The sequence below is a fragment of the Aurantimonas sp. E1-2-R+4 genome (genome assembly GCF_036549515.1).
Classification (GTDB): Bacteria; Pseudomonadota; Alphaproteobacteria; order Rhizobiales; family Rhizobiaceae; genus Aurantimonas; species Aurantimonas coralicida_A.
This window is the reverse complement of sequence record NZ_JAZHLK010000006.1, coordinates 26,298-39,138: the sequence shown is the minus strand read 5'-3', so window position 1 is coordinate 39,138 and position 12,841 is coordinate 26,298. Positions and strand designations below refer to the sequence as shown.

Below are 12,841 nucleotides of genomic sequence, written 5' to 3'. Positions count from 1 at the left end.
CCGAGACGATCGCGTTCATTGAAATTTACGCCGTCCCCTGCTCCGTCACGCCGAGAAAATTCCTCATAGTAAGAGGACAGTTCTTCAATTTTCGGAGGTTATGCCGGAAGGTTCAACAAGATCGGCACCGTGATGCGCATCGTTTTCCATCTGATCAGCGACCACAATATTCCGCTTGTGCTGCTTGCGGCATTGATGTGCGTCGTCGGCGCCGCGGTGACGATCAGCTTGTTTCGGCGCGCCCTGCAGAATGAGGGCCTGCGCCGGCAAGGGTGGAACTTCCTCACGGCCGTCAGTGCCGGTTCAGCGATTTGGGCAACCCATTTCATCGCCATGCTGGGTTATCGTCCTTCCGCGCCGGTATCCTTCGATCCCGTGCTCACGCTGGTATCGATCCTGATCGCCGTCGTCGGCTCCGGAATCGGCTTTGCAATTTGCGCGAAATGGAAAAATCGGTCGGGAACGATTATCGGCGGCGGTGTCATCGGCCTCGCCATTGCCGCGATGCACTATGTCGGCATGCTGGCGTATCGCGTTGAAGGCCTGGTGTCGTGGAATCAGGCCTATGTCGCGGGTTCGATCGCGCTGGCGGTCGGCCTGTCCATAGCGTCTATCGCTGCCTCGCACCGCTGGGCATGCGGCGTGAAGCGGCACATCACGACGGCATTGCTGGGGGCCGCGATCGTCCTCCTCCACTTTACCGGCATGGCTGCATTCCAAGTGTCACCGATAGCGGGAGCCGGCGCCGGCGTGGACAGCGGTGTCTTCGCTGCCATGGCATTGTCGATCCTGATCGGTGCCATGATCATTCTCGGCACGGGCATATCCAGCTATCTCATCGACGATCGCACGCGCGCGGTGTCGAATGAGCAGTTGCAACGGATGGCATCTCACGATCCGCTGACGGGATTGGCCAATCGTCGGGCGCTGCGGGAGCGGATCGACGCTGGCTTCCTGTCGGGTGAGCATTTCGGGTATCTGCTCGTCGACCTCGCTCAGTTCAAGGCCGTAAACGATACGTATGGCCATGCTATTGGCGATATCCTTCTCGTAGAGGTGGCCGCTCGCCTCAAGCAGATCGTTGGTGCCGATGGTTTCGTCGCCCGCATAGGAGCGGACGAACTGGCAATCATCCTTTCAGGCACTGACGATGATGCCGTCGGCATCGCCTACGAGATCCTTCTTGCGATCAGTGATCCGTTCGAGATTCTGGGCCATGTTATTGTCACGGGTTGCAATATCGGCATTTGTCGCGCCGCGCTGGCTGTAACCGCTGAAGGCCTCATGCAACAGGCCGACATCGCGCTTAACGAGGCCAAGCGTACCGGCCGCGACCGCGTGTTTTTCTACGAGGAGGGCATGCTCGAGAAAGTCGCTGCTCGCCATCAACTTGAAACCGATCTGAAGTCCGCGTTGGAAAACCAGGAGTTCCGTCTGGTCTATCAGCCGATCCGCGCTCTCGCGAGCGGGCAGACGATTGGGTACGAAGCGCTGATTCGATGGCATCATCCCACACGCGGTCTGGTGCCGCCCGCTGATTTCATCCCTCTGGCGGAGGAGATCGGATGCATTGTGGCGATCGGCGGTTGGGTGCTCGCGGAAGCCTGCCGGGAGGCCGCGAAATGGGACAACGACAAGTATGTCGCGATCAACGTTTCCCCGGTGCAGTTTCGTTCGCCACTGCTGTTCTCGCATGTCACGCAGGCTCTGGCGACCAGCGGCGTGCCCGCTCATCGTCTGGAGATCGAGCTGACGGAAACGGCGATCGTCGCTCAGGGCGCGCGTGTCGCCCAGACGTTGGAGGCGTTTCGGGCACTGGGTATCACGGTGGCGATGGACGACTTCGGTACCGGCTTTTCGTCGCTCGCGCATCTGCGTGACTTGCCGCTCGACCGGATCAAGATCGATCGAAGTTTCGTGGCGACCGCGGCGACGGACAAAAATTCCATGGCGGTTCTTCGGGCGGTGACGCAACTCGGCCGGGATATCGGGATCGCGACATTGGGAGAGGGCGTCGAAACGGTCGAACAACTACGCTTGCTGGAATCCTTGGGTTGCGATGCCGCCCAAGGCTATCTCATCGGCAAGCCCGGAGCTGTCGAAGCCGCGTCGTTTAAAACCTCTGCTGACCCGAAATTCGCGGCCGCGGTCGCCCGGACGTGATTTGATCCTCCACCATCAAGGTCAACGCTCCAAGTGAGCTTCGTTGCGGGTGGTCGCCCGTTCGTTCCTCACTCCGCCGGCGCTCCGCGAGCCTCCGCTGCCGCGATATCGCGTTGCAGACGCGCCGCTTTCTCGGCGTTCGGCGTCGAGAAGCGGCCGAGGATCAGATAGGCGACGGGCGTGACGTAGAGCGTCGAGAAGGTTGCGAGGCCGAGGCCTCCGACGATCACCGTTCCGAGCGCCGCGCGCGCCTCGGCGCCGGCACCGGAGGCCAGCAGCAGCGGCACGCCGCCGACAACGGTGGCGATCATGGTCATGATCACCGGACGCAGCCGGATCAACGCGGCCTGCTCCGCCGCCTCACGCAATCCCATCCCTTCCTCTCGTAACTGATTGGCGAATTCGACGATGAGGATGCCGTTCTTGGCCATGATGCCGACCAGCAGGACGAGGCCGATCTGGCTGTAAAGATTAAGGCTGGTCCCGAAGAAATTCAGCGCGAAGATCGCGCAGGCGACACCGAGCGGCACCGTCGCGAGGATGATGAAGGCCGAAACGAAGCTCTCGAACTGGGCGGCGAGGACCAGGAGGATAATGACGATGGCAAAGCCGAACACCATCGCAAGCCCGCTGTTGGCCTCTCCGAGCGCCGCGGCTTCGGCCAGCGGAATCAGCCGCTGGTCGGCCGGCAGAATATCGGCGGCGAAAGCCTGCAGCGAGACCCAGCCGTCCTGGATCGCCATGCCGTCCGGCAATTGTGCGGCGAGCGAGACCGCGCGTGAGCGAGCCTCGCGGGTGAGCGCCGGCGCGATCGGCTTTTCCTCGACGCTGGCCACCGTCGACATCGGCACGATGCGGCCATCCTGAGCCTTCAGGAAGATGTTGGCGAGATCGCCCGGGTCGTTGACCGGTTGGCTGGTCGAAATCAGCTTGATCGACACCTGTTTGTCCTCGATGTAGGTCCGGCCGATTTCGCGGCCGTCGAGGAGCGCCTGCATGGCCGTGGCGAGGCCGTCGATGTCGATGCCGAGATCGGAGGCTCGGGCTCGGTCGATCAGCACCGAGAGCTGCGGCTGGGTAGCGTCTTCGGAGAGCCGTATGCTGCCCCAGCGACCGTCGGCCTGCATGGCCTCCTTCAGCCTGTCGGCGCTCGTTGCCAGCTCTTCGTAATTCTGCCCGGCGATGGCGAATTGCAGGCCGCGGCCGCCGCCGCGGATGCCGAGCGAATTCGGCTGGATCGCAAAGGCGCGCACGCCCGCCACCTGGCGCAGCTTGCCATTGATCTCGGCGACGATCGCCTGCTGCGAGCGTTCGCGTTCCGCCCAGTCGGCCAAGGTGACGACCAGGAATGCGGAGTTCGCTGAGCCGCGTCCCGAGATGGCGAAGACATTCCGGGCTTCGCCGGCTTCCACATAGGGAAGAACGATGTCCTCGATCCGGCGCAGCTGGGAATTGGTGTAGTCGAGGCTGGCTCCTTGCGGCGCGCTGACGCTCATCAGGACAAGGGCGCGATCCTCGCTCGGCGTCAGTTCCTGGGGCATCTGGAGAAAGGTGAGGTAGGCCGCGAAGGAGAACAGGCCGGCGACGACGACGACGAGGAGAGGAAGCGCGAGGCAGGCGCGCAGGGTGACGGCGTAGAGTCCGGCGAGACGTGTGCCGAGCCAACGCATCGTCCGCTGGAACCAACCCGGTCTCCGCTCGTCCTCGCGGGCCTTGAGGAAATGCGCCGCGAGCATTGGGCAGAGCGTCAAGGCGATGAAGGACGAGATGACCACCGCGATGGCGAGGACGAAGCCGAACTCGCGAAACAGGCCGCCGGCCGTCCCCGGCAGGAACGAGATCGGCACGAAAACGGCGGCCAGCGTCGCCGTCGTCGAGATCACGGCGAAGAACACCTCGCGGGTGCCGATGACCGCCGCGGCGTGGGGCCGGGCACCCATGTCGCGGCGCCGCACGATGTTCTCCAGGACGATGATCGCGTCGTCGACGACCATGCCCGTCGCCAGTACCAGCGCCAGGAGCGTCAGGATGTTGATCGAAAAGCCGACGAGATGGATGAAGGCGATCACGCCGATCAAGGCGATCGGGATCGTCACCGCCGGAATGACGGTCGCGCGGACATTCAGGAGAAACAGGAAAATCACCAAGACGACGATGGCTACGGCCAACCCCAGCGCGACAGCCACCTCGTGGATCGCCCCGTTGATGAAGGTCGCGTCGTCGCTGGTCACGCGAATCGTGACGCCATCGGGAAGCGTACGATTGAGATTGGCGACTTCGGCGTGGATTCCGGAGGAGATATCGAGCGTGCTCGATCCGGCCTGGCGCACGACACCGAGCCCGACGCCGGCCTGGCCGCTCACCCGGAGCTGTGAGGCCGCGTCGTCCGGCCCGAAACGTACGCTGGCGACGTCGGCGAGCCGCGTGCGGGCGTCGAGGAAGATGGCCTCGAACGCCTCCGGCGATGTCACGTTGGCGTCGGCGCGCACGATGAGATTCTGGGTCGGGGAGGCCAACGATCCGGCCGGCACGTCAAGCGCGGCGTTTCGCAGCGCGTCGGCGACGTCGCCGAGCGTCAGCCCCCTTGTCGCCAATCTGTCGGGATCGATGTCGACATAGATCAGCTTCTCGCGCTCGCCGTAGATCTGCAAATCGGCAACGCCCTCGACGGCCGCCAGCTGATCGGCGATGCGGTCCTCGACCAGTGTCGACAGATCCTCGATCGCCATGGCGGGAGCGGTCACCGCAAGCCGCATGATCGCTTCGGCATCCGCATCAGCCTTGACGATCCGCGGTTCGCCGGCGCCATCCGGCAGGGCGTTCGCGACACGGCCGACCGAGTCACGCACGTCACTGGCCGCGACGTTGAGATCGGTCGAGTCGGTAAATTCGATGGTCACCCGGCTGTCGCCGAAGCGCGAGCGGGAGGAGATCGAGGCGATACCGGACACGCGGGCGACGGCGCTTTCGATTTCGCTGGTGATCTGCCGGTCGACCGTTTCCGGCGAGGCACCGTCGAAGTCGATGCTGACGCTGATCACCGGGCGGTCGACATTGGGCAGTTCGCGCACTTCGACCGCATTGAAAGCTGCGAGTCCGGCGACGACGATCAAAAGGTTGAGCACGATGGTCAGAACCGGCCGGCGAACGAAGAGGCCGGCGAGCGCGGTCAAGCCGTCGGGCTTGGACGGAAGGCTCATCGGGCCGGGTCCTCGGCGCTGGTCGCGGGAAGAGTGGGGGCCACCGGCAAGGCGGCTGCCGCGGCGCTCCCGACGGCCTCAGGCGCGAGGAAACTCCGGCGTCCGGGCGTCGCTGGCGCATTGTCGGCCGACGGAGTCGGTGGCGCCGGCCGGGGCGAGGCCGGCGCTCCGCTTGGCTTCGGCCCGTCGGTTGTCTGGATCGCCACGGCACCGTCCGAGCGGACGGACTGCAGCCCTTCGACCACGACGAGATCGCCCGTCTTGAGAGCGTCGGAAGTGACCAGAACCCTGTCGCTGTTGCGCTCGACGATCTGAACCGCCGCTTTGCGCGCTTTGCCATCGACGATTTTCCAGACGATCGGTCCGGTGCGCTCCCAAACCACAGCGATCGGATCAAGGGAGAGGAAGGTTTCCCCCTCCAGCGACAAGGTCACGGTGAACGACATGCCCGGACGCAGCGCGTCGTCGGCATTGTCGACCATCGCTTCGGTGCGCAAGGTGCGGCTGCTTTCATCCAGACGGCTGTCGATCGCGCTGATGTGGCCTTGATAGGTCTTGTCCGGACGGGCGGTTGAGACAGCCTGGACCGGCGCGCCGACTGTCAGTTTCTTCACGAAGCTTTCCGGCGTATAGAAGATGACCTTCAATTGCTCGCGGTCGTCGACGGTGGCAATGACCGTCTGACTGCCGACGAGATCTCCCTTGTCGACCGAGACGATGCCGACGCGGCCTCCAATCGGAGCGCGAATGTCGCGTTTGCCCAGTGCTATTTCGGCGGTTCGCAGATCCAGCCTGGCGGTCTCGCGCTCGCGGATGATGGTATCGACCTCGACGGCGCTGAGGGTGTTCGATTTCCGCAGCCGTTCGAAGCGGGTGACCTTGTCTTCCGCCGCGTCGAGGGCGATCCGGGCACGCTCCACTGCAATTTCTTCGCTCGCCCTCTCAAGGCGCACGAGAACGTCGCCTTCCTCGACCTTCTGGCCGGAACCGATACCGATCTCCGCCACGATGCCAGTGGTATTGTCCGGATAGACGACGATCGAACGCGCGGCATCGCCGGTGCCGATCGCCCGCATCCGTGTGCGGGTCACCCCGGTCGTAACCGCGCCCGCGACCACGGGAGTTGCATTGTTGCCGCGGCCGGCGCCTGCGCGCCCTCCGCCTGGACGCTCGGCGCTTGCTTCCATCGCGGGATTTGCAGCCTCTGGCGCGAGCCAGACGATGGCGGATCGGATCGCCGGGGGGAGGGCGATGTCGGATTCCAGGATCCACCGGCCCGCCGCCGGATCGACCTTCAAATAGGCTGCCCCCGCCCCCAGCAGCACCACGAGCGTTACGATCAGCTGTTTCAGGAATGCCATTGGCTACCGTGTCATCTAGAAGGGCGGCGCGATCGTCGAGCCCTGGATGCGATTATAGCGGAGTTTGGACGACGACACCCGCAAGGATGGGTTACGAAGTGTAATTCGGGTCGTTTCGGCTTCACAAGCAGGCATCGGGCGTACAATCACGGGCCGGCAACGAAAAAAGGGCCCGCCTTGCGGCGAGCCCCTTTCGGCTGGTTGCTGATCCGTCGAAGATCAGTTGGTCTTCGTCGCAGGCTGCTCTTCGGCCGGGGCCGGAGCGGTGTTGGTCGACTGGGCCGGCACTTCGCCGCTCTGGAGGCGCATGGTGTCGCGGCTCTCGGCATAGGTGTCGGCGTTATACTCCGGCTGGCTCTTCAGCTGATCCTCGGAGAACTGCGTGTAGAGGTAGAGCGAGCCATTGGCGTCCTGCATGAACTCCAGGTTATCCATGGCGACCGCAACTTCCTTCTCGCCGATGCCGAGGAACCCGCCGACGTCGATGATGATCGCGTCGACCTTGCCCTCTTCGCTGAGCGCGACGTCGCCGATCTCGCCGACCTTCTCATCGTTCGGGCCGTAGACCTTCGTGCCCATCAGGTTGTCGGCCGTCAGCAGTGACTTGTCGGTGACCGGACTCATCTGCTGCTGCTGGTCGGTGCCACCAGTCGAAGCGGTGGTCGTGGCGTCGGCCGTGCCGGCGACAACGCCCGCGGCACCTGCGGCTGCCGCGTCAGCGGCCTGCTGGGTCTCCAGAGCTGCGTTGTCCGTCTTGGTCTCGACGTCCGCTGCGGCCTGCTTGGTCTCCAGCGCGGCCTTGTCGGCAGCCTCGTTGGTGTTCGCCTTGGCATCCGCAGCGAGCTTCTCCGTGTACTCCGCCGACTTCTCCGTGGAGGCCTCGACGTTTGCCGCCTGCTCGGTTTCCGCCGTCGCATCAACCGCGCCGGTTTCCGTGGCAGCCATCTGCTCTGGACGCTCGTCTTCGAAGGACGGTGCCTTCTCCAACTGCTCCTTCGAGGCGGCGAGCGTCACGCGGACGTCGTCCTTGTCGTCGGCTTCCCGGGCCAACTGGAACTGATCGAACGGCACCGCGACGTCCTTCTCGCCGATTCCGAGGAACCCGCCCACACCGATGATACCGGCCTCGATCTTGCCTGACGACGCCAGGACCAAGTCGTTGATCTCGCCGATTTTCTCTGCGTCCTCACCCGGACCCGAATAGACCTCGGCTCCGACGATCTTTTCCGAGAGATACTGATCGGCACCAACGCTCGCCACGAATTCGCCAGTTGTCGACGACGATGCCGTCTGGGTCGCTGCGGCGTTGGCATCGGGCTGAGTGGTCTCTGCCGCGATCTTGGCCTCGGTCTGGGTTTCAGCCTTGGGCGCGTCGCCGGTTGCGGCGGCCGTCTCGGTGGATGCCTCGCCAGCAGGCGCCACAACGGCACCTTCGGTCGAAGCCGCCGCCTGCTGCTCGTCCGGCTTGGTAAACGCTGGGGCTTGGGCGAGCTGGTCGGCGCTCAGGTTGAGAACCGCGCGCGGCTCATTGTCCTTGTCCATGGTCCAGGTGATCTGGTCGAACGGGATGGCAAGGGTCTTGGATTCCGTGCCGACATTCGCATCGACGATCGCTGCGACGACGGAACCATCGTTTCCGACGAGGAAGTTCTGGATCTCACCGACGGTCTCGGCGTCCTCGGCTTCGCTGGCATAGATCGAGGCACCGCTGAGCTCGGACGCCAGGTACTGGTCCGCCGACAGGTTCTGCAGGTAGCCGCCTGCGCTGGCGGTCTGTTCCGTCTGTGCGCTTGCGTCAGCGGCAGGCGCGGCCGTCGTAGCGGACGTGTCGGCGGTGGCAGCTGCCTCGGGAACCTTGGTCTGCTCCGGGGTCGCGGCGTCCTGCGCATAGGCGCCAGTGGCGATCACAGTGGCAAGCGCGGTGGTAGCGAGAAGTTTGCGGATCATGATAAGACCTCCTTGGTCTATTGTTACCGATAGACTTAGCCACGCGGTGTGTGTTGTGGAAAGCAGGTGCCGCGTGGCATTCAGTGGGTTAATTTGCGGGAAAGCGATCGGTTCCCATTTGGTCACGTTTTATTCACGAACTTCGTGATGAGGTGTGCCGCGAAGGCTCTGCCCCGCGGCGGTTTGCGTCATGCGAACACCAGAACTCCGAAAAGCAGCATCAACAACAGGCCGATGAGGACGATGAAGATCAGAATCTTGGCGATGCCGGCCGATGCTCCGGCGACGCCGCGAAATCCCAACAGGCTGGCGACCGCCGCAACGATCAGCAATATGACGATCCATTCGATCATGAGATGCTCCACATTTGGGCACGCTGGCGGCGGCCCGGGTTCGACGATGGCGATGAAACGGACCACCCGCGCAATGGTTCCGCTTAACAACTGTTTTTCCCATCGTTGTCGGGGTGGAGAGCTTCCTGGCCTATCCGGGGCGAATCCGGAGGCATTTCTTTTCACCCGCCCCATTTGCTTATGAATTCGCCGCCTAATTTAGCCCGGATGGCCGCAGACCCCGCGGATCACTTCAAACGCCGGATACGACCCCATGAAGATTCTCGCCCTCCTCAATCGAGACGGCGGAACGCTGAAGACGACGGACCGCGACGAACTCATGGCGCTTATGCGTGACGAGTTTGCGATCCATGGGCACGAATTGGCCGTGGAGAGTTGCGCGGGGGACGAGATCGTCGACGCGATCAAGGCGGCGGCTCTGCGTGACGATCTCGACGTGCTTATGGTGGGTGGGGGCGACGGCACGGTATCGGCGGCGGCCGCCGCGCTCGCCCACGGCGGCATCGCGCTCGGCATTTTGCCGGCCGGCACGATGAACCTGTTTGCCCGGACACTCCAGATTCCGCTCGATTTGCCCGCGGCCGTAGCCGCACTGGCAGGGGGCGTGGTGGTGAATGTTGACATCGGCAGCGTCAATGACCGGATATTCGTGCATCAGTTTGCCGTCGGGTTGCATGCCCGGATGGTCCGGATGCGCTCCAAGATCCAGTATGGCTCCCGGCTCGGTAAAATCGTCGCGACCGCACGCGCAGTCTTCCTGGCGCTACGGCGGGTTCCTGCGATCGAACTCGAGCTCGAGATCGACGGCGTCCTCAAGCGTATCAAGTCGCCTGCCGTCGCGGTGTCGAACAATCTCTACGGAGTTGGGCATATCCCGTATGCCGATGATCCGCGGGGAGGTGAATTGGGCGTCTACATCTGCACGGAACGCAAGGTTGGCGCGGTGACCAAATTGACGTTTGACATCTTGACCGGCGCCTGGCGGCAAAATCCCGACCTCCTGTCCCAGACGGCACAACGGGTGCGCATCCACTATTGGGGCAAGAATCGAAAGAAGCGGGCCGTTCTGGATGGTGAACTCTGCACGTTGGACGCGGAAAGTGTCGTGGAGATCCACCCACGCGCCCTCAAGGTCCTGGTGCCGGCGGAGGCCACCTATCTTTGAGGCGTCGGCACGACTCTGGCTGGCCGGACCGATATAGCCTTTGCGTGCGGCGGCTCAGTCGTCGTCAGGGAGGTCGTCGGGCGAACGCGCATCGGAGCGTGCCTCGGGATCGAGACCCGCCGCCTCCAGCGTGCCGTAGGTATGGCCGCCTTGGGCAAGCATGTTCAGCGCTTCGCTGATCTGTTGCTGAAGCGGGTCGAATTCGCCGCCCTGGTCGATGACGTCCCGCGTTCCGACCTGGCGGGCCAATTCCTCCAGGCGCCCCTGACGCTCTTCGATCGTCATTCCGGGACTGTTGAGAATGTCTTCGATCTCGGCCTGGGTGACCGGCTGACTGATGCCAGGTTGATCGGCATCGTCGCCAATCTCTTCGTCCACGGCGATGATATCGGTCTCGGTCTGGTTGTGAGGATCGGACATCTGCAATCTCCCTAAGGCTCGATCTGAACGCCCCGATGCCAAAAGCCGGGGCATGGCCGATTTCGCAAAGACGATACTAGCCTGAATTTTTGGGCGCGACGACTGTTTCCGAGGGCTCGGAGCCGACGGCCGGAGCCTCGATCGTGGGACGGTCGGTGGAAAGGTCGGAATCCGGCAGGAACCAGCCATAGGCGCCAAGGCCCAGAAAGGCGATGACGGCGAGAACCAGCCCGGCAATGAGAACAAGAAGTACGGGCGTACCCTTTTTACCCTGCCTGGCGTTTTCGGGTTCGATATCAGACAAGGGAAACCTTTTTGAATTCGATCTGTGGAACCGTCATCGGAATACTCCTTGAAAACTCTCCGCTGTCCCGCTGTGTAACGGTTCGGCTGTGCGCTACGCCGTCAGTACCATCGGTCTCCGCGGGTTCGGTAAGAGGAGATCGCCCGCCAGATGCCCCAGGCGCCCGCCGCCGCGACCGGCACAAGCAAAAGGCCTTTGCGCTTTTTCACCAAGCCGAAAACCTGTGGCGCACTCGACAGGGCGGTGACGCCCGCGATCGCAGCGATATCGCGTTGCAGGCGGTCGTCGGCGCGTTTGCGGGGCGGTTTGCGTGCGATCACCACGGCGACCCCCGTTGCGATGAGCAACAGGAACGAAACGCCCGCGAACCCTAGCGCCGTCTCCAACGCCCCGTACCGATTGGCCAGAAAGATGGACAGGGCACTGATCAGTGAGGCCAGCATCGCGATCGCGAAGAGTCCCATGATGGCGTAAAGTACTGCCAGCCGCTTCAGCCGCGCCATATAAATCCCGGCTTCGCCGGTCATCAGCTTGATGATCAGTTGCAGGATCATCGTCAGCGGCGGAAGAGACGGGCATAGAGGTAGCCAGCTGCCGCTGCGATAAGCACGCTCTTGATCGGCTCGGAGCGAACCTTTTCGCTGAGTTGCTCCTCGAGATCGGAAGCGGCGTCCTGTGCCTGGCGCAGATATTGCTCACCGCGTTCGCGCACATCGTCCCTCAAGGCAAAAGCCTGTCGCTTCGCATCATCCGCTCGGCCCGTCGCCAGAGACTTCAGCGCATCCGCCACTCCCGCGACGTCTTCGCGCAGCTTGGCAACCTGTTCTTCCAGGTCGGCATTGTCGCCCTTCGCGGGGGGGGGGCCAGCCGTCTGAGCGGAAGTTGAGCTCTTGTTCGGGGAAGTGTCGGAAGCCATGAGAACCTCGTTCTGTGCGAATTGACAATGGGGCCTGGAACTGTGGATGGGGCGCTCGGTCCCGAAGGCGATCTTCTTACCTGAAACCATTTCGCCCGCGCGTTGTTCCATGCGACGCGCAGCTTTTGCACGCCTGGGAACGACGGTTGTCAGGCGGCCGGAGCAACTCCGATGATCTGCGAGGAAATCGAGTCAGGACCGTATTCGCCGTCCCCCTCGATGCCGAGGATTTCACTGATTCTGGTACGGGCGCGCGATACGCGGCTCTTGATCGTTCCGACGGCGCAATGGCAGATGTCTGCTGCTTCCTCGTAGGAGAAACCGGATGCGCCGATCAGGATCAGCGCTTCGCGCTGATCGTCGGGCAGCATGTCCAGCGCCTTGCGGAAATCCTGCAGATCGACATGACCCTGCTGCTCCGGGTGGCCGGCGAGCTGCATGGCATGCATTCCGTCGACATCCTGTACCTCGCGCCCCTTTCTGCGCATCTGCGTGTAAAATTCGTTGCGCAAGATGGTGAAGAGCCAAGCCTTGAGGTTGGTCCCGGGCTGGAACGTATGCTGTTTGTCCCAAGCTTTGACGAGCGTCTCCTGCACCAAGTCGTCGGCGCGATCGAACGAACCGGACAGCGAGGCGGCGAACGCTCTCAAATTGGGAATAATAGCAATCAATTCTCTGCGAAAGTCCATCTGATCGCTCATCAAAACCTACTTGCGGCCTGATGTCTTGGAGGCGGATTCCGCCTCGTCGAGCGCGTCCAGCAGCGACAGGAAGCGATCCGGGACAGGCTCGCTCGCCACGTCGTCATAATACGCCTTCAGACGCTTGCCGATCGCCGAATGCACGCCGGGATCGGTACCCTTACCCGCAGATTTGTTCACATGTGCCGTATGCACCATATCTTCCTTCGTCTCGCGATCACCCATCATACGTCTCGGAGCGTTGTGTTAAGCAGCCTTGTTGGTAGCCGCGCGCTGACGGTCTGTCGCGTATCTCTCATTTGCAAAACTCG

At 63.0% G+C, this 12,841-nt stretch carries 12 protein-coding genes; 2 read left to right on the top strand and 10 right to left on the bottom strand.

Annotated elements, in window-relative coordinates; translation table 11 throughout:
* Nucleotides 1-132: 132 nt before the first annotated feature.
* Nucleotides 133-2,163 (top strand): putative bifunctional diguanylate cyclase/phosphodiesterase, encoded by a 2,031-nt coding sequence (locus VQ045_RS04545; RefSeq protein ID WP_331829308.1) that lies wholly within the window; start codon nucleotides 133-135, stop codon nucleotides 2,161-2,163.
* Between the two features lie 68 nt (nucleotides 2,164-2,231).
* Here VQ045_RS04545 and VQ045_RS04540 read toward each other — a convergent pair whose 3' ends face one another.
* The 4 genes from VQ045_RS04540 to VQ045_RS04525 all read right to left on the bottom strand — a co-directional run bounded on the left by VQ045_RS04540 (nucleotide 2,232) and on the right by VQ045_RS04525 (nucleotide 9,024).
* Entirely contained in the window at nucleotides 2,232-5,363 is a 3,132-nt protein-coding gene (locus VQ045_RS04540; protein ID WP_331829307.1) for an efflux RND transporter permease subunit, read from the bottom strand.
* A complete protein-coding gene (locus VQ045_RS04535) occupies nucleotides 5,360-6,724 on the bottom strand; it encodes an efflux RND transporter periplasmic adaptor subunit (RefSeq protein ID WP_331829306.1) in 1,365 nt (454 codons plus the stop codon). The genes VQ045_RS04540 and VQ045_RS04535 overlap by 4 nt, the downstream gene beginning before the upstream one ends.
* A gap of 219 nt (nucleotides 6,725-6,943) precedes the next feature.
* Nucleotides 6,944-8,797, bottom strand: coding sequence for a PRC-barrel domain-containing protein (locus tag VQ045_RS04530; protein ID WP_331829305.1), 1,854 nt, complete (start codon nucleotides 8,795-8,797; stop codon nucleotides 6,944-6,946).
* A 62-nt stretch (nucleotides 8,798-8,859) separates the two neighbouring features.
* A complete protein-coding gene (locus tag VQ045_RS04525; RefSeq protein ID WP_253964745.1) occupies nucleotides 8,860-9,024 on the bottom strand; it encodes a DUF1328 domain-containing protein in 165 nt (54 codons plus the stop codon).
* Nucleotides 9,025-9,277: 253 nt separating this feature from the next.
* Between VQ045_RS04525 and VQ045_RS04520 the strand changes: the two genes are divergently transcribed.
* On the top strand, nucleotides 9,278-10,189 hold the full coding sequence (locus VQ045_RS04520) for a diacylglycerol/lipid kinase family protein (RefSeq protein WP_331829304.1): 912 nt from the start codon (nucleotides 9,278-9,280) through the stop codon (nucleotides 10,187-10,189).
* Nucleotides 10,190-10,243: 54 nt separating this feature from the next.
* On the opposite strand, the gene VQ045_RS04515 is transcribed toward VQ045_RS04520, so the two are convergent.
* From VQ045_RS04515 to VQ045_RS04490, 6 genes are all read right to left on the bottom strand, one after another.
* Nucleotides 10,244-10,609 carry a hypothetical protein gene (locus VQ045_RS04515; protein WP_327647983.1) on the bottom strand — a complete coding sequence of 122 codons (366 nt, stop codon included), beginning with the start codon at nucleotides 10,607-10,609 and terminating at the stop codon, nucleotides 10,244-10,246.
* Nucleotides 10,610-10,685: 76 nt separating this feature from the next.
* Complete coding sequence (locus VQ045_RS04510) at nucleotides 10,686-10,913, bottom strand: hypothetical protein (RefSeq protein WP_331829303.1); 228 nt, start codon at nucleotides 10,911-10,913, stop codon at nucleotides 10,686-10,688.
* Nucleotides 10,914-11,014: 101 nt separating this feature from the next.
* Nucleotides 11,015-11,467, bottom strand: a complete 453-nt coding sequence (locus VQ045_RS04505; protein WP_327623863.1) for a hypothetical protein — start codon at nucleotides 11,465-11,467, stop codon at nucleotides 11,015-11,017.
* Nucleotides 11,468-11,469: 2 nt separating this feature from the next.
* Nucleotides 11,470-11,940: a DUF883 family protein gene (locus VQ045_RS04500; protein ID WP_327623862.1), complete on the bottom strand. Its 471-nt coding sequence runs from the start codon at nucleotides 11,938-11,940 to the stop codon at nucleotides 11,470-11,472.
* Nucleotides 11,941-11,978: 38 nt separating this feature from the next.
* Entirely contained in the window at nucleotides 11,979-12,530 is a 552-nt protein-coding gene (locus VQ045_RS04495) for a sigma-70 family RNA polymerase sigma factor (RefSeq protein WP_327623861.1), read from the bottom strand.
* Between the two features lie 6 nt (nucleotides 12,531-12,536).
* Nucleotides 12,537-12,755, bottom strand: a complete 219-nt coding sequence (locus VQ045_RS04490) for a NepR family anti-sigma factor (RefSeq protein WP_327623860.1) — start codon at nucleotides 12,753-12,755, stop codon at nucleotides 12,537-12,539.
* Between the last annotated feature and the right edge of the window lie 86 nt (nucleotides 12,756-12,841).

What these genes read in the sequence shown, in the direction of transcription:
- VQ045_RS04545 (WP_331829308.1), top strand. Translation starts at nt 133, where the DNA reads ATGCGCATCGTTTTCCATCTGATCAGCGACCACAATATTCCGCTTGTG.
- VQ045_RS04540 (WP_331829307.1), bottom strand. Translation starts at nt 5,363, where the DNA reads ATGAGCCTTCCGTCCAAGCCCGACGGCTTGACCGCGCTCGCCGGCCTC.
- VQ045_RS04535 (WP_331829306.1), bottom strand. Translation starts at nt 6,724, where the DNA reads ATGGCATTCCTGAAACAGCTGATCGTAACGCTCGTGGTGCTGCTGGGG.
- VQ045_RS04525 (WP_253964745.1), bottom strand. Translation starts at nt 9,024, where the DNA reads ATGATCGAATGGATCGTCATATTGCTGATCGTTGCGGCGGTCGCCAGC.
- VQ045_RS04520 (WP_331829304.1), top strand. Translation starts at nt 9,278, where the DNA reads ATGAAGATTCTCGCCCTCCTCAATCGAGACGGCGGAACGCTGAAGACG.
- VQ045_RS04515 (WP_327647983.1), bottom strand. Translation starts at nt 10,609, where the DNA reads ATGTCCGATCCTCACAACCAGACCGAGACCGATATCATCGCCGTGGAC.
- VQ045_RS04505 (WP_327623863.1), bottom strand. Translation starts at nt 11,467, where the DNA reads ATGATCCTGCAACTGATCATCAAGCTGATGACCGGCGAAGCCGGGATT.
- VQ045_RS04500 (WP_327623862.1), bottom strand. Translation starts at nt 11,940, where the DNA reads ATGGAACAACGCGCGGGCGAAATGGTTTCAGGTAAGAAGATCGCCTTC.
- VQ045_RS04495 (WP_327623861.1), bottom strand. Translation starts at nt 12,530, where the DNA reads ATGAGCGATCAGATGGACTTTCGCAGAGAATTGATTGCTATTATTCCC.
- VQ045_RS04490 (WP_327623860.1), bottom strand. Translation starts at nt 12,755, where the DNA reads ATGGGTGATCGCGAGACGAAGGAAGATATGGTGCATACGGCACATGTG.